The organism is bacterium (genome assembly GCA_021108215.1).
Taxonomy (GTDB): domain Bacteria; phylum Oederibacteriota; class JAAXVQ01; order JAAXVQ01; family JAUVAV01; genus JAIORK01.
Window position 1 is genome coordinate 47,410 of record JAIORK010000008.1, and the last position, 16,265, is coordinate 63,674.

General features: G+C 37.8%; 20 protein-coding genes. 16 read left to right on the forward strand and 4 right to left on the reverse strand.

The annotated features are described in order from the left end of the window. The first annotated feature begins 78 nt into the window (after window positions 1-78). Window positions 79-1,185, forward strand: coding sequence for a Fic family protein (locus K8S19_01615; GenBank protein MCD4812382.1), 1,107 nt, complete (start codon window positions 79-81; stop codon window positions 1,183-1,185). Between the two features lie 104 nt (window positions 1,186-1,289). Here the strand turns inward: K8S19_01615 and K8S19_01620 are convergent, their stop codons facing one another. Next, window positions 1,290-2,489 carry an ATP-binding protein gene (locus K8S19_01620; protein ID MCD4812383.1) on the reverse strand — a complete coding sequence of 400 codons (1,200 nt, stop codon included), beginning with the start codon at window positions 2,487-2,489 and terminating at the stop codon, window positions 1,290-1,292. 331 nt (window positions 2,490-2,820) lie between these two features. On the opposite strand from K8S19_01620, the gene K8S19_01625 reads away from it, so the two are divergent. The 4 genes from K8S19_01625 (at window position 2,821) to K8S19_01640 (ending at window position 5,897) form a co-directional block, all read left to right on the forward strand. Beyond that, complete coding sequence (locus K8S19_01625) at window positions 2,821-3,267, forward strand: helix-turn-helix domain-containing protein (GenBank protein MCD4812384.1); 447 nt, start codon at window positions 2,821-2,823, stop codon at window positions 3,265-3,267. Next, a complete protein-coding gene (locus K8S19_01630) occupies window positions 3,268-3,855 on the forward strand; it encodes a mobile mystery protein B (protein MCD4812385.1) in 588 nt (195 codons plus the stop codon). 329 nt (window positions 3,856-4,184) lie between these two features. Continuing rightward, window positions 4,185-5,303, forward strand: a complete 1,119-nt coding sequence (locus tag K8S19_01635; protein MCD4812386.1) for a DEAD/DEAH box helicase — start codon at window positions 4,185-4,187, stop codon at window positions 5,301-5,303. A gap of 423 nt (window positions 5,304-5,726) precedes the next feature. Continuing rightward, on the forward strand, window positions 5,727-5,897 hold the full coding sequence (locus K8S19_01640) for a BrnA antitoxin family protein (GenBank protein MCD4812387.1): 171 nt from the start codon (window positions 5,727-5,729) through the stop codon (window positions 5,895-5,897). Here the strand turns inward: K8S19_01640 and K8S19_01645 are convergent. Beyond that, window positions 5,890-6,240: a helix-turn-helix transcriptional regulator gene (locus K8S19_01645; protein ID MCD4812388.1), complete on the reverse strand. Its 351-nt coding sequence runs from the start codon at window positions 6,238-6,240 to the stop codon at window positions 5,890-5,892. The two genes, K8S19_01640 and K8S19_01645, sit on opposite strands and share 8 nt — an antisense overlap. A gap of 93 nt (window positions 6,241-6,333) precedes the next feature. Between K8S19_01645 and K8S19_01650 the strand changes: the two genes are divergently transcribed. The 4 genes from K8S19_01650 to K8S19_01665 all read left to right on the forward strand — a co-directional run bounded on the left by K8S19_01650 (window position 6,334) and on the right by K8S19_01665 (window position 10,165). Beyond that, window positions 6,334-6,717, forward strand: coding sequence for a response regulator (locus K8S19_01650; protein ID MCD4812389.1), 384 nt, complete (start codon window positions 6,334-6,336; stop codon window positions 6,715-6,717). 374 nt (window positions 6,718-7,091) lie between these two features. After that, window positions 7,092-7,751 carry a hypothetical protein gene (locus tag K8S19_01655; protein ID MCD4812390.1) on the forward strand — a complete coding sequence of 220 codons (660 nt, stop codon included), beginning with the start codon at window positions 7,092-7,094 and terminating at the stop codon, window positions 7,749-7,751. A 113-nt stretch (window positions 7,752-7,864) separates the two neighbouring features. Continuing rightward, window positions 7,865-9,790 (forward strand): AAA family ATPase, encoded by a 1,926-nt coding sequence (locus K8S19_01660; GenBank protein ID MCD4812391.1) that lies wholly within the window; start codon window positions 7,865-7,867, stop codon window positions 9,788-9,790. Window positions 9,791-9,949: 159 nt separating this feature from the next. Next, window positions 9,950-10,165: a hypothetical protein gene (locus tag K8S19_01665; protein ID MCD4812392.1), complete on the forward strand. Its 216-nt coding sequence runs from the start codon at window positions 9,950-9,952 to the stop codon at window positions 10,163-10,165. Between the two features lie 431 nt (window positions 10,166-10,596). On the opposite strand, the gene K8S19_01670 is transcribed toward K8S19_01665, so the two are convergent. Together K8S19_01670 and K8S19_01675 are read right to left on the reverse strand one after the other, a co-directional pair. Then, window positions 10,597-11,460 (reverse strand): IS3 family transposase, encoded by an 864-nt coding sequence (locus K8S19_01670; protein ID MCD4812393.1) that lies wholly within the window; start codon window positions 11,458-11,460, stop codon window positions 10,597-10,599. Continuing rightward, window positions 11,457-11,765, reverse strand: a complete 309-nt coding sequence (locus tag K8S19_01675; GenBank protein ID MCD4812394.1) for a transposase — start codon at window positions 11,763-11,765, stop codon at window positions 11,457-11,459. Before K8S19_01675 ends, K8S19_01670 begins: the two co-directional genes overlap by 4 nt. Before the next feature lie 238 nt (window positions 11,766-12,003). Between K8S19_01675 and K8S19_01680 the strand changes: the two genes are divergently transcribed. From K8S19_01680 to K8S19_01710, 7 genes are all read left to right on the forward strand, one after another. Then, a complete protein-coding gene (locus tag K8S19_01680) occupies window positions 12,004-12,390 on the forward strand; it encodes a response regulator (protein ID MCD4812395.1) in 387 nt (128 codons plus the stop codon). A 288-nt stretch (window positions 12,391-12,678) separates the two neighbouring features. Then, a complete protein-coding gene (locus K8S19_01685; GenBank protein MCD4812396.1) occupies window positions 12,679-12,921 on the forward strand; it encodes a type II toxin-antitoxin system HicA family toxin in 243 nt (80 codons plus the stop codon). A 5-nt stretch (window positions 12,922-12,926) separates the two neighbouring features. Continuing rightward, window positions 12,927-13,295: a type II toxin-antitoxin system HicB family antitoxin gene (locus K8S19_01690; protein ID MCD4812397.1), complete on the forward strand. Its 369-nt coding sequence runs from the start codon at window positions 12,927-12,929 to the stop codon at window positions 13,293-13,295. Window positions 13,296-13,550: 255 nt separating this feature from the next. Continuing rightward, window positions 13,551-13,817, forward strand: coding sequence for a BrnT family toxin (locus tag K8S19_01695; GenBank protein MCD4812398.1), 267 nt, complete (start codon window positions 13,551-13,553; stop codon window positions 13,815-13,817). Further along, window positions 13,798-14,043: a CopG family transcriptional regulator gene (locus K8S19_01700; GenBank protein ID MCD4812399.1), complete on the forward strand. Its 246-nt coding sequence runs from the start codon at window positions 13,798-13,800 to the stop codon at window positions 14,041-14,043. Before K8S19_01695 ends, K8S19_01700 begins: the two co-directional genes overlap by 20 nt. A gap of 263 nt (window positions 14,044-14,306) precedes the next feature. Beyond that, window positions 14,307-15,488, forward strand: a complete 1,182-nt coding sequence (locus tag K8S19_01705; GenBank protein ID MCD4812400.1) for a DUF3179 domain-containing protein — start codon at window positions 14,307-14,309, stop codon at window positions 15,486-15,488. Between the two features lie 135 nt (window positions 15,489-15,623). Beyond that, window positions 15,624-16,142, forward strand: coding sequence for a hypothetical protein (locus tag K8S19_01710; GenBank protein MCD4812401.1), 519 nt, complete (start codon window positions 15,624-15,626; stop codon window positions 16,140-16,142). The last annotated feature ends 123 nt before the right edge of the window (window positions 16,143-16,265 follow it).

Consider the following 16,265-nt stretch of genomic DNA (forward strand, 5'->3'; position numbering starts at 1 on the left):
GAGGCGATTAGGGTGTATAATCGCTTCATAAAATGAAGCGATTATACACCCTAATCGCCTCGCAACAGAGGGAGATATATGGACTATATTTGGCAGCATAAAGATTGGCCGGCCTTTAGGTGGCATGATCGTGAAATTTTGAAAGTCCTGGGTGAAGTACGCTTCAAACAGGGGGCCTTTCTTAAACGTGTTTCCCAACTGGGGTTTAAATTGATGTTAGAGTCGAGCGCCAAAATTCTTTTTCAGGAAACCATGACAACTTCTGGAATTGAAGGGCACAACCTCAACCCGGAAGCAGTCAGGTCCTCTATTGCCAAAAGATTAGGACTACCGGATCAAAGAAAAATAGTTGTAGATCGATCTGCCGAAGGCTTGATTGATGTGCTTTTAGAGGCGACCGGACATTTTCAGCAGCCTTTAACTGAGAAGCGATTACAGGGATGGCAGGCTGCGCTTTTTCCATCCGGGTTTTCCAGTTACCGCAAAGTCAAAGTAAGTGACTGGCGGGGACCGGAAGTAATGCAAGTAGTGTCAGGTCCCTTTAGCAGGGAAAAAGTTCATTATGAAGCACCGCCACAGGAACGACTTAAAAGAGAGATAAAAACTTTTATCAAATGGTTTGAAAAAGAATCAAAGTCATTAGACGGCATTATTCAGGCAGGGTTGGCACATTTTTATTTTGTGACCATTCATCCTTTTGAGGATGGTAATGGAAGAATTGCCAGAGCATTAACTGATATGGCCCTGGCCCGGGATGAGCAGCTGCCTACACGCTACTATTCATTGTCAGCGAGGATATTAAAGGAAAGAAAAAATTATTATGCAGTATTGGAAAAAGAACAAAAAAGCGGCCTGGATATAACAGGATGGCTGAGTTGGTTTTTAGGATGTTTTTCAAGAGCTATTGATGATTCGGAAAAAATAATTTCAGATGTACTAATAAAAGCGGATTTTTGGGCCAGACATGGACAAACAACATTAAATGAAAGACAAAAAAAAGTGATTAACAACTTACTTGATTCAGATCAAACAGCACCTCAGTTGACGACCAAAAAATATGGAGCCGTGACCCGCGTCAGCCGGGCCACGGCATTTAGAGAAATAGATGACCTGCTTAAAAAAAGCGTTATTGTTCAAAATAACGCCAAAGGAAGAAGCGTGAGTTATAGGTTGAATTTGAAATAATTGTGATCGGATTGGTTTCGTAGAGCCGTTGCACCCCAAAAACGGGCACTTACGCATGCAACGGCTCTACAGGGCTACAACGTCTCTACACAGGCGCAACGTCTCTACAGGAGCCACCAGGGATAGGCGCGGATGTCAGAAGTTGAACCAAGGGGTTGTACTCCGTTGTATAAAATCAATCCTTTTGTATTGGCGTTGCCTTTTAAAGTAAACCAGTATGAAATTGATTTTTTGAAAGAAGCGGAAAATGTTTTGGATGATTTAATTTCAATCGGTAATTGATAGGAACCCAGATCCACCAGTAGATCAATTTCATTGCCGGTTTTATCTCTCCAGAAAAACAGTGGCGGTGTGTGTCCGGTATGGTGAATCCGTTTGTACAAATCACTTATGATAAATGATTCGAAAATATTTCCGTAATTTGGGTGTGCTTTTAATTGTTCTTCCGAATAGATTGAGAGCAGAAAACACAACAGACCGGTATCAATAAAATAAATCTTTGGTGTTTTAACAATTCGCTTGGAATAATTCCGGTAATACTGTGAAAGAATAAAAATAACACCACTTGTTTCCAGCAGGGAAATCCATTTTTTTATGGTTGGCTGCGAAATTCCAATCAGATTAGAGATTGCCGCATAGTTGACAAGCTGACCGGAGTAAGCAGCCAGTATTTTTATAAAATCCTCAAAAAGACGCAGGCTTTTAATGTCAATTAAACTGCGAATGTCTCTTTCGAGATAAGTGAGAACATAATTTTCAAGCCACTTGGATGCGGATAAATGTTTGTCGTGAATACGTGGATAAAAGCCATTCAATAAAAGTTTATTGAGTGCGGGTGGGTTTATCTCCGCCTGTTTTTTAGGTGTTATGATTGAATCAAGATCCTTGTCCGGGGATTGCTGAGTTAATTCCCGATAAGTAAACGGGAATAATTTGAAATAGCAAATGCGGCCGGCCAACGACTGTGAGATGTTTTCCATCAGCAGGAATTGTTGTGATCCGGTGAGAACATATTGGCCGGGTGTTTGGTTGGTATCGACTAATTCCTGAAGATAAGAGAACAAAGAAGGGACGCGCTGTATTTCGTCAAGAATAAGTTTGTTACCAAAATCGGCTAAAAAACCCCGCGGATCATCTTCCGCCTGCCGCCTAAGATCAAGATTTTCCAGTGAAAGATAGTGGTGCTTGGGAAAAAGTTTTTTTACCAAGGTTGTTTTGCCGCTTTGTCTGGGTCCGACAACCGCCAGTATCGGATACTCCTTGGCATATTTTTTAATGGTAGGTTCAATGTGTCTGTTTAGCATATAGACAAATATAAACTGTAAAGTTAGATTTGTCTATATAAAAGTGGCGGTGTCAGGCATTGTCGGCAATTACCGTGGAATGTGGAAGACCGTAGAGCCGTTGCACCCGTGGAGGGATATTGCGTTTGTGTAGAGCCGTTGCGTTTGTGTAGAGACGTTGCATGCAACGTCTCTACGATTGGTATATAAAAAATGTAAAAAAAGCCCCTCAGAAGTCATTTATAGTTGTCAGTTGTTATTATATTTGCTATAGTTTTACAAAAGCAACCTTAAGGTTTCTTTTTTGTTATAACTAAGACACTTTAAAGTTGCTTTTGTAGGGGAGGATAATATGACAACAAGTTCACTAAAATTAAGACAATTATCTGAACTTACAAAATCAGGCAATCCTATGCCAATAGTTAAGTTTGGCCGGCGTCTAAAAGATATTAGAAAATCTCTGGGCATGACTCAGAAACAAGTGGCCAAGCGGCTTGGTATAACCAGGCAGGCAGTGACCAAACTCGAGAAAAATCTGTCTTCAGCCAACTTACAAACACTCGAACGATATATTAGCATTTTTAATGGCCAACTTTTAATGAGTGTTTCGATGCCGGTTACGCTTGAAGAAATGATACAACTCCAGGCCAAAAAAACCGCTGAGCGGATACTAAAGCGTACATACGCTAATATGGCACTTGAAAATCAGGCGCCTGACGATAAAACATATCATAAGGAATTGGATGAACTAACACGTGAACTTACGAACAATCCCAACACTTCGCTCTGGGAAGAATAAATGCCTGGATTTGAAGCTGTTCCTGATGCGACTCCTATAGGCGATGTCTCTCATTTAATCCCGAAACACATAGAACCCCAAACCCAGCTTAATGAATATGAAGCATCTAACATTGCCCAGGCTACACGCAAATACCTATTAAAGCGCAGGAAGTATTTAATGACAGTTGAGTTTATAAAAAAAGTGCATAAAGAAATGTTTGAACAAACCTGGACCTGGGCAGGGGCCTTTCGGACGGTCTCCTTAAATTTTGGTGTGGAACCGATTCAAATACCTATAGATATACATAATTTGGCCAGGGATATTGAATTTTGGGAAAAAGACAATACGTTGAGTGTGTTTGATAGAAGTGTCTATATACACCATAGACTGGTAAAAATTCACCCCTTTTTCAACGGAAACGGAAGACATGCCAGGCTGATTTCGGATATATTTCTTTTCGGTCGGGGTGAAAAATTGCCCAACTGGCCGGATAAGGAATTGATTGAGAAAACAAAAATCCGGGAAATATATATCAAGTCCATGCAGGAGGCGGACCGGGGCAATTATGGTCCATTAGAAGCATTTTGCCGTGAGCTGATCACTTAAACAAGTATGCTTCGTATGTTGGTAAAATTGGCGCCGGTTACGGGGGTCGCTGGGTTCGGGAAAAATAGACGACCTGCTTAAAAAAGTGTTGTTGTTCAAAATGAGGCCAAAGGCAGAAGCGTGAGTTATAGGTTGAATTTGAAATAATTGTGAATAAATCAGTAGTAGAGACGTTGCATGCAACGTCTCTACTAACGCGCACAGGACGATCCAGACACCTGCTGTCTAGGTTTCGTATTCCGATCATTTTTACCTGAATTCGTATGATATATTATTAAACTAATAAACAAAGCGTGTGCCCGAACACCCAAGAGAGATAAGGAGTTTTAATGAGTGTGTCTTTTAAGGAACTTGGTATATCTCAACGTCTGGTTGCAGCACTGGCTGTAGAACAGATTACTGTACCTACGCCGATACAGGCATTGGTTATTCCAGAGGCGATCAAGCATCGCGATATAATAGTTCAATCTCAAACAGGGACAGGAAAGACGCTGGCTTTCTTATTGCCGCTCTTTGAAAAATTGCAACCCATTAGAGAGATGCAAGCCTTGGTTCTTGTACCTACTCACGAGCTGGCTGTGCAAATATTACGTCAAGTTGAACGGTTGTCTCAAAACTCAGACAAAGCATTAACCGGTGCTGTCATCATAGGGAACGTTAATATTGAACGGCAAGTATTAAAACTGCGTGATAAACCGCAAATTATAATTGGTACTGCCGGCAGAGTATTGCAATTGATTGGGAAGAAAAAAATATCAGCTCATACGATTAAGACCATTATTGTTGACGAAGCAGATAGGTTGTTTGATGCAAAAAATAGTAAGAGTATTAATGACGTTATAAAAACAACGCCGCGTGATCGGCAGATGGTACTTGTTTCAGCTACCATTTCACCTAGAACTATAGAAACGACCAAATCTATAATGAAGAATCCTCAGTTTTTGAAAGCAGATACCACCCCCAACATACCAAGTACAATCGAGCATCGGTTTACTACCACAACCTATGAGAATAAGATTGATAGGCTAAGAAAGCTTATCTTTCATACGAAAGCCGCAAAGTCGCTGGTCTTTGCGAATACAGCTAAGGAAATTAAAAAAATCGTCAGTGAATTAAAATACCATGGTGTCAAAGTCGCCAGTCTCCATGGCGAAGACAATAAAATGGACCGTAAAGCAACAATGGAAAAATATCGCACCGGAAAGTTAAGTGCTCTAATTGCCTCTGATATTGCCGCCAGGGGACTCGATATAAAAGATGTTACCCACGTATTTAATGTTGATATGCCTGATACCGTTGATGGCTATCTGCATCGAGTGGGGCGCACAGGCAGAAATGGCAAAGCCGGTGTTGCCATTTCGATAGTAACCAGTCAGGAACGTGCAGTTCTTCAGAAGCACGAGAAAGCGCTGGGGTTGATATTTGAAGAGATAAGAGATAGTCGTTAGAGAATGGTATTTGGTACCGTGGGGGTCAAACTGAAAAACCAAGACAAATACGAAAATAGAAAATCGTAAGTAGAAGGCGCAAACGCGCACAGGACGATCCAGACACCTGCTGGCGAGGTATCGCATTCCAGATCATTATTACCTGAGCCAATGGCCAAAGTTTGAAGTTGGACATGTCCCCTAGGACGTGTAGAGACGTTGCATGCAACGTCTCTACGATTGGTATATAAAAAAATGTAGAAAAAAGTGCAATGAAATCCCCGGATATCTGTCTAATTAGGGGAGGTCGTTGTTTTGTGAAGGGTTGGCAAAACCGACGAGCAAAGACGACTTTTCTTGGTTTTTACGATTCGCGGAAAAAAAATTGAGAGTCATCTCGGCCCGTAATATGAACAGAAACGAAAGAAAGGCATACCAGGACTTATGAGAAAGAAAATCAATCACTTCAACAATGAAGATCAGGAAAGAGATTTTTGGTCCAGAGAGGATTCGACCCGGTATATTAACTGGAAAAAAGGGAAGAAGGTCGTATTTTCGAATTTGAAGCCATCAAGCAAGACAATCTCGCTTCGGCTATATGATGCTGTTATTTAGACGATGATTTCGTTTTTTTACCTTTACCCCTGCGCACCCGTTCTTTTTTGTCATATTCTGTAAAGAACGCTTTCATATCAAAATCTTTATTATCTTTCTTAAGTTGCAAAATCACTTCTTTAATAAGTTTTTCCGGTGGGAGTTCCAACCCTATTGCTAGTCGGAAAATATTCAACAGGGCAATATTTCTACCTCCCAATTCGATATCACTGATGTAAGTAAAATGAAGGTCCGCTCTTTCAGCAAGTTCCATTTGTGAAATATTGAGTCTATGCCGCCGGGATTTAACGACATACCCAAAAGTTTTAAGAATTACATTTTTGGTACTGGATTTTATAGGCATGGAGCGATTTTATGGAAATAAGAAAAAAAGTATATAGAATAAGAGAGTGAAAAGAGTTATACTGAAATTGACCTAAAAACCGGAGGAAAACCGATGGAAAATAATAGGAAAATAAAAATAGTTATTGTTGACGATGAATATGCCATTTTAGTAGCACTTAAATTAGCTCTGGAAGAAGAATTTGATATTTCAATAACGTTGTGTGCGGAAGAGTGTCTGGAATATCTGTACAAATGCAAACCGGACATTGTTTTGACGGATTACAACATGCCGGGAATGAATGGTATTCAATTAATTGAAAAAGTTACCAGGGGAGCAACAAAAATAAAGACTATTATTTATTCTGCTAATTTAAATGAGGAAATAAAGAGCAAAGCAATAAAAATGGATGTTTTTGCATGTTTGTCAAAACCATTTGATATTGGAGTATTAAGAGTTTTATTGCGTAATGCTATGAAAAAGAATGACGTAATGTGATTGGATCGGTTGTAAAGACGTTGCGTTTGTGTAGAGACGTTGCATGCAACGTCTCTACGATACGGCACACCGCACAAAAAACCTTGCAAATCCAATGAATGGGGTTATGATATGTTCGTGATTCAAAAGATCCAGGAAATGGTGATTTGTATATAAGTACTCCCTAAATAAATAAATTCGGATGGAGATAACCATGCTCACAAAAAATCCGGAAAGTATAGAAGAAGAGAGATAACCAAGACGCGCATAGAAATATGTGCGTCTTTTTTTTGTTTGGGAGAGGGGATAGGGTGGTTTGCTTAAACTGACAAACTGACTCCGGACCCCAACGCAAAAAACACGGCACCAAAACAATCAAACATGAGGGAATAAATATGAAACAATTAGCGATTTTAATGCTCTTTTTAGTGATTCAAAGTTGCACTTACCGAATGCATGGATTAATTACAGTTGATAGTTTTACTGAGCCAAATAGGAAGAGCATTTCAAATGAGCTGGAAGATGGTCAGATATATGTTCATATCAATCCTGAAGCTAAGAATATACTCCTCGAGAAAGAAATAAAATATAAAATAAAAAATATCCTTCAGTATCTTGGATATAAGTTAACTGAATATCCTGATGAAGCAAAATATCATTTGTTATTTATTTATGGAGAAGGAAAAGCAGGGGTTAGAACAAGCGAGAGGACAACGGTTTTTAATTACTACAATTCTTGGGCCACTGTTACTAATAGGAATCAATATAACGAGAACTACCATAGTCTAATATTGGATTTGGTTGATGGGGAAAAACTGTTGGGGAAAAAAATAATAGAAACACTGTGGATGTGTCAATCATCACATATTATTGAAAGAGATTATCGTTTGGAAACGAATTACTTGATAATTAATTCCTTGGAGATGTTTGGTGAAAACACGAGAAGAATTTATAAATATAGCGATACGCGAGAAGAATTGTTGGAAGTGATTGATCCGATTTTAAACGAGGAGAAATCGTTAGAGGAATTGTATGGAACTGGAGGAATACTGTAAAACGTGGAAGTAGGTGTTCCGAATATTTCGGTGCTGGAGTTTGATTAATCGAATAATAAGCTTGTTCGTATATTCAGACTCCGGTACCCAAGATAAATAAAGGGAGGGAATACATGCTTAAATTAAAAGAAGTTAAAGTATCGAAATATAAAAGCTATCTTGCAACACAAATAGTTCCAATAGAAGATGCGATTACCACACTTGTTGGAAAAAACGAATCAGGTAAAACCGCATTTCTTGAAGCAATTGCAAAGTTTAATTACTTTGAAAAAGACCTGGAATTTGAGTTTGATGTTACAGCAGATTACCCAAGAAGCGAGTTGAAAAAATATCAAAGAGATAAGGATCCAGTAGAGGTTATCAAGTGTACTTTTGAAATCACGGATGAACTTTTAAAAGAAATTTCGGATGATTTAGGAGAAAATGTTTTTAAAATAAAGTCATTTTCTTATGGCATCAAGTATGAAGGGAATGACGCTTGGTATGACTTGTCAGCAAACGAAGAAGTTTTTCTGAAGACCTACATTAAAGCAAAAGAGCTTACGCCAGAGGCAATAGAAGAATTGAAAGGTATTAAGTCAATTAAAGCACTCGGGAGTCTCGCTGTTTCAACTCAAAATGAGGAAGTAAAGAAATTATATCAGGAGTTAGAAAAGGAATATATTGATAAAGCCTATAAATGGGATGATGTCATTCAAGGTTATATTGCTAAAAATTATCTTAAACCAAATTTTCCGAAAGTTTGGTATTTTGATGAATACTTTTCTCTACCATCAAGAGTAAATATTAATCGTTTGCAAAGTAATCAGATTGATGCTGAATTAACGGCAGAAGCATTAAAGACATCGAAAGCACTTTTTGAACTTGCAGGGATAGATATTGCAAAGCTTATCGATGCAAGTACATTTGAAACCTTTGTTGCCGAACTTGAAGCGACCTCGAATGAAATAACTGATCAAATTTTTGAATACTGGTCAACCAATGAGAACTTAGAAATTAAGTTTGAAATTGAACCAGTTGTGAATCAACAGAACACAAGTGTCATAGAAAAAGTTTTAGATATTCGAGTTAGGAACACACGCCATAGAGTTTCTTTGCCTTTGAAAAATAGAAGCAAAGGATTTAATTGGTTCTTTTCTTTTATAGTATGGTTCAGCAAAATACAAAGTGATGGAAATAAGAATTTTATTCTTTTACTTGATGAGCCTGGATTAAATCTTCACGCATCAGCACAAGCAGATTTGCTTCGTTATATTGAAGATTTAGCAAAAGAATATCAGGTGATTTATACAACACACTCGCCATTTATGATAGATTCTAACCATTTGGAACGAGTGAGAACGGTATATGATAGTGATTCGGGTAGTATTGTTTCAAGTGCAATTCAAGAAAAAGACCCCGAAACTTTGTTTCCATTGCAAGCTGCTTTAGGTTACGACATAGCGCAAAACCTATTCATTTCAAAAAACAATTTATTGGTCGAAGGTCCAGCCGATTTGTTATATCTTTCAATTTTAAGCAGTATTTTAGAATCTGAAAAGCGAGAATGCTTAAAGGAAAACATCACAATTGTTCCGATTGGTGGAATGGATAAAGTCGCTTCTTTTATTTCATTGTTGAGAGGTAGTAAGTTGAATATTGTTTGTTTACTTGATTCATTTTCAGACCAAAAAGGGAAACAAAGAATTGACGATCTGATAAAAATTAAAATCATAAAAGATAGAAATGTTAGGTATTTTGATGAGTTTATTAAAACATCAAATGATAAAGCGGACATTGAAGACTTGTTTGAAAAATCAGAGTATTTGGATATGTTTAATAAAGCATTCATTGAATTTGAAGATTTTGTAGTAACTGATTTGGATGGCAAACTACCAAATATCCTTCAACAGATTAACAAACTTATAAGCAAAAATCATTTCAATCACTATAGACCGGCGAATCAAATGGCAAAAATGTCTGTTGATTCTAAATACTTTTCGAAAAACACATTAAATAGATTTGAAGACATGTTTAAAAAGATAAATAAATTATACTAGCTTACGGAATACTGCTGGAGTTCAATTGTTCCATTAACGCCCTTATTTGAACAATCGAACTCTGGCACCAAGAACGCGGTAATACGGTTATAGATGGGGCAGGTGTCTTAAACTGACAAACTGACTCCGGCCTCCAATACACAATGAGGGAGTATGCAGGTGTCGAAAGTACCGAACGGTTGGCAAAGAATATGGATAATGTTAGGGATTGTTTTATTGTTATTTCCGGGTCTTTTATTAATTGGGGAAATACCAACTAAAAGCGGTATCTATCATTATTGGGTAAACGATACGATTGAATTAGTGCTTACACTAGAAGAGTACAAAGATCTTTCTCTTGGAGAATTGCGATTTAGATATAGATTCAAAGAGTGAATAGAAGATCAAGAATTAATTAGGAGGATACAACAAAATTTTTCTGATCCAGTAAGTGAGTATAACCTAAATTTTTCAAAAATGAATGCATTGCACGAAAATAAGCTAAACAATTTATTTCGATCACAAGTGCTAGTTATTAGTAAATATATCGGTATTTGGCTAATGTTTATAATTGGTATTTATATATTTGGATGGTCAGTAGGTTGGATTATCCGTGGGTTCAAAAGAAAAGAAAACTGAGGTATACTTCTGTGAGTAGTAGGGAAACTCTGGCATCAAGTCACTATGGCTCGGATACGGGACGGGATACGGGACGTATTTGAAATAAGGAATTAAGCAGGGGGCTTCCTTGGATACTTAATTCAAAGATGCCTTCCGATCATTGATCGGTGCCGGAGTGATCTTGCCCCATAAAAAATGACACACCGTTAAGATACATTCTTCAACCGCTCAAATTCAGCCGGATTCTTGTAGTTCAAATATGAATGCCGACGATAACTATTATAAAACAATTCGATGTAGTTGAAGAGGCTGGATTCAGCCTCTTCAACAGATTCATAATGACACCAGTAAACGTGTTCCATTTTCAGTGTGTGGAAAAATGATTCCATCACGGCATTATCCCAACAATTACCTTGCCGATTCATACTGGCAACAAACCCATGTTCCTTTAAGAAATCTCTGTAGTCATAGCTTGCATATTGACTACCTCTATCTGAATGAACCATCAATCCTGGTTCTGGTTTTCTTTTCCAGAGAGCACGAAGCATTGCTTCTTTTAATAGTTGCGTGTTTGGTTGTTTACCAATCGCCCAACCAACGATCCTTCTTGAGAATAAATCCAACACCGCTACTAAATAAGCACCACCTTTTCGAGTCCACATATAGGTGAAGTCAGTTACCCAAGTTTGATTGGGTTGCTCAACATCGAATTTCCTCTGCAACAAATTATCTGAATAGGTTGCTAATACCGCTTTGCTACCTATTCTACGGAATTTTCGTTTGATCTTCGCTTTGATCTTATATCTGCGCATCAAACGTGCAATTCTGTTCTTGCTGCATTGGTAGCCCTTGTCGACTAATTCACAGGCTATTCTGGGGCTACCATATAACTCGCGGCTTTGTTGATGCGCGATTTTTATTTCTCGAACCAACACTTCATTATATTTATCACGCTGGCATTGACTTCTTCGACGCCATAAATAATATCCGCCCCGCGATACTTCTAATGCATGACACATCCTCTCCACCCGAAATTGGGAGCGGTACTGCTCAACAAACATGTACTTCATTCGGATGTTTTTGAGAAGATGCTCACTGCTTTTTTTAATATGTCACGCTCTTCCTCTACATCAGCCAACTTCTTTTTTAAAATACGATTTTCTTCTTCTGCGGCTGACTGATGGCCTTTACCTGGAAACGACTCTTTTTCACCCATTTCTTCGTATTCTTGCTTCCATCTATGGATTATTACCTGATTGACTTCTAATTTCTTAGCAACTTCGATTACTGGAATGCCTTCATCAAGTACCATCTTGACTGCTTGGAGTTTAAATGCCTTGTCGAACTTTCTTCTGAATTTGTGTTTCTTTACCATGGACACACCTCCGATTAGACTTTAATATTATCTTTTCGGTGTGTCTACTTTTTTGGGGAAGCCCAGGAGTTAACTTGTTAATTTATGATCCGGGACGTTGATTAGTATATTGGTATAGTCCCTCATCCTGGCCCCCGGCATTCGCCAGGCACTGCTCTCCCAAGAGGAGAGGGAGCAAATAGTCCGCCACCAAGCATCAAGTATAATGACATTGGAATTCACCTGAAGGGGAAATGAGATGGCGAAAAAGAAACCGATAAAAATACTTAATGTGGATGATAACGAAGATGTAGCGGAACTTATTGACGGTGTGTTTAAAGGGGAAGGTGAAATCAATGGGCGTCCCTTAGAAGTGACGACAACCTCAGACTCGGTTAAGGCTGCTGAATATATTAAGGAAACGATGTTTGATGCGGCCATTATCAATAAGATGATGCCTCACTACGATGGTTATGATATATGTAAAATGCTCAAAGAGAAGAATCCTGAGGCTGTTGCAATATTGCAATCAGCCGATTGTAATGAACAATCATTTAAAGGAGCGTTTGAATTTGGTTTTAATGAGTATATCGTTGCTCCTTTTGAACCGGAAGTGTTGTTGCGCCGTATAAGTAGATATTTTTAGCCGTTTATAGGATACGGGACGTAGTTGAAATAAGGAATTAAGCCGGCACCGGAGCACAAAAAAATATGGAACAGATGATAGTATTATATTCAATAGCATTTTTCTCTTTGATTATTGGAATGGGAGCCATTTTCACTTTAATTGAGAAATTTCCTGTAAAATTACTTTACTCCCATTATCATTCTCGGCACCCAAGGCCGAAAAAATAATGGGATGATGTGATAGTATTTTTAATTAAGTACTTGCGAGATAGTACTGTATATAGTATCATAATAGTTAGGGGAAATAATGACTAAACTGGATAAACTTTTTTTTGCACTAATGAACAAGAAGAAAGAAATAAGATACCCTGATTTAGTTAAAGTTTTAAAAACGCTTGGCTATCTAGAGCGACAAGGAAAAGGTAGTCATGTAGTGTTTTCACACAAAAAACACGTGACCATAACACTTCCTAAAAATAATTCTGTAAAGCGGTGTTATGTTGAACAAGTTAGGGCAGTACTTGAGAAATATCTTGGTGGAGAGGAGTAATTAACATGAAAAAAAATAATATTAAATCTGATTTATTAAAATACAAAAAGATAAATTACCGAGTAGAGCTGATTCCTGATAATAGAGATGGTGGTTTTGTTGCTGTAATTCCGGATTTACCGGGTTGTATTTCCCAAGGAGAAACAGAAGAAGAAGCTTTAAAAATGATTGCTGAAGCAAAGGTGCTCTGGATCGAGGAAGAATTAAAGCGTGGAAGAACGATTCCCTTACCGCGTGAAAAATATAGTGGAAAATTTATTGTTAGAGTTCCTAAAACGCTACATGAGCGACTTTCATTAGAAGCAGAGCGCGAAGGTGTTAGTCTTAATACTGAAGTTATTTCTATTCTAGAACGTGGTTTTGTAAGAGCTTAGCGTATTCATATTAATGGGTGCCGGAGTTAGAATGTTGAAAAAAGAGCCTGGTACCTAAGCTGCAAGCTGAAAAAGGGCAATATTGAGCAATGAAATATTTAAAATAGTTGCGCAATATTGTATATTTACATTATGCTACATTTTCAATTAAACTCCAGCCAAATTAAAAAGACACAGACCCTATTAGTCGCAATTGCCACGAAAAACCAAGCACACTATTGACATATTATATATATACGGTATAATATCTATACCATGATAGAATATGATAGTGATAAGAATAGTATAAATATTGAGAAACACGGAATATCTTTTGATGAGGCTGTTGATCTTTTTCAAGATCCTGATTTACTTGAATTGAAAGCGAGATCAATGGATGAACCAAGATTTTTACTCATCGGAAAAATTAAAGAAAAGTTTTGGTCAGCTATTGTGACTTACAGGAAAAATAAAATTCGTTTCATATCAGTTAGAAGAGCAAGAAAAGAGGAGGTTGATTTTTATGAAAGCCAGCGAACTTGATAAAAAATTTGATAATGGCGAGTCGGTTTTACAATATTTCGATACAAAGAATGTTAAAAAACCCGAGTTGAAATTAAAACGTGTAAATGTGGATTTTCCTATATGGATGGTCCATTCATTAGATCATGCAGCAAGCCGGCTAGGCGTATCACGCCAGGCAGTAATTAAAATGCTGATCTCAGAACAACTAAAACATGATGGAAACCGGATTACGGGACATGTCTAATCACATAACTTTAGAAAGATGCGAATAAGCTAAAATAGTTTCATTACATGTCTGGCACCTGAGCTGCAAGCTGAAAAAGGGCAATATCGAGCAACAAAATATTTAAAATGTTGGGTGCCGGAGTCAGCTTGTCAGTTTAAGAAAAACAATAAATAAAATGTTATGAAAATGAATACCGTGATGCGATCATATCGGCCGTAGAGACGTTGCATGCAACGTCTCTATAAAAATGTTACATAAATAGGTGACGGAGCACAAAAAATATGGAACAGATGATAGCATTATATTCAATAGCATTTTTCTCTTTGGTTATTGGAATGGGAGCCATTTTTACTTTAATTGAGAAATTTCCTGTAAAACTACTTTACTACCATTATCATTTTCGGAAACCAATAATCTGGACTGCTTTTACAGTCACATTAATTTGGCAAATTTTAGATGGGAAAGATGGGATTCCTGCAAGTTCGGTATTGCCCTTAATGATTATCGCAGTCGCTGTCGTTCTAACGTACAGAGTCCATCAATCAAGTTGGTTTCGAGCAGTCTATTTTCCGAAAATGACGACCGATTTAGCAACGCTTCCATTATCAGATAACAGTCAAATGGCGATCATTGAATACGAAGGGATTACCAAAGCATATTCTTTAGACTATGTCATTCATCATCACATTATAAATGATAAGTTTGACGACAAAATAGTTGCGCTTACTTATTGTGCTATGTGTCGGAGTATTATTCCTTTTGACGTTACAGAAATAGGACCGCTATTCGTTGCTTCTTTCAAAAATGCCAATATGATTGTGGCAGATAGAAAAACAGGAACGTTCTTTCAACAAGTGACATTTAATTCGATTATTGGGAAATTATATCCCTACTCGCTAAAGATGATTATGTTTCAAATTTTACCTTGGCAAGCAGTAAAAAAATTAAACCCTGTGCCGCAAGTTGCGGTGATAACTAAAAATGACCTCAGACCTTTTAGACTTCCAATGCCCGGTGTTTGGAAAAAAGTAATGTCATCAGAACTAACACCGGGTCTTTCAACTATAGATAAGACGTTTCCATCAAAAATACGTGTTATTGGCATCAGTGACGCGTCAATGAACACAAAGATAGTTTATTTGAAATCAGAAATACTCCAACAAGGCGTTGTAAGAAATGATGAATTGGGTATCACCCTTATTTCTATGGGTGACACTATCAATGGCTATAAAAACACTGTGGTTTCGGAAACAATTAACTTAAGACTTAAGGACGGACAAATAATTGAGGATAGTATAAGCGGGACCCACTGGGATATTACAGCGAAATATCTTAATGGAACGATTAAGCATAATCTGGAAAAAATTGCGAGCTCGGATGAATACTGGTTTTCCTGGAAGAAATTTCACCCGGAAAGCAAATTAGTAAGAATAAGCAACAGCGAAAGTACAACACGTATGTAGTGGGGGGCGTAGTTCGGTAATGACGTTTGATGCCGGAATTTAAATATTCAAATAAATTATCAATGAGGTATTATGAAAAAAATAGTATTGCTATTTGCATGCTTGATCATTTTTATTTTCCCAAAGGAGGCGGAAGTGTCGCAAATTCATATTGAGGAAGTTGATGCGGTTCCTTTGGGGGAATATATCCAGGAAAGGGTATCGGAAGATACGCATATTCTTCTGGTCAAGGGTTCAATTAAAAGTGAACTGTTCAAGGATGTGACATTCCCGAAAGAGACGCATTACCAGAAGGGAAAAGAGACTGGCTATCAGGAATTTGTATTTCAATATCAGGTTGAAGCCGTGATCCGATCTGATAAGTTCAAAGCCAAGGATGTGTTTTGGGTTTGGAAAGAGCCTGCCTATACATATGATGACATGAAACGATATCATGAAGAAGGTATGCTGGGATCGCCAATTGTTTTGGAAGAAAAACCGAACTATCCCATCAAGGGTGACCGGTTGATTGTGTTTATTACCAACTCGGAATTGGAAAATAAGGCATGCCCGGAAACGTATATAATCAATAAAAAAGAGGGTATGGGTGCTTCTGAGGAAATCACAAACTTGTTGGGAAAGAAGCTGAAAGTATGGTGGCAATTCTGGTTGTAGAGACGTTGCATGCAACGTCTCTACAACCAATGTTGCGCATGTTCGCATCCATGACAAAAACCCCAAAAAACATAATTTGGTTTGCAAGAAATATCACCCTTTTGTGTCTAAACCTATGAAAAG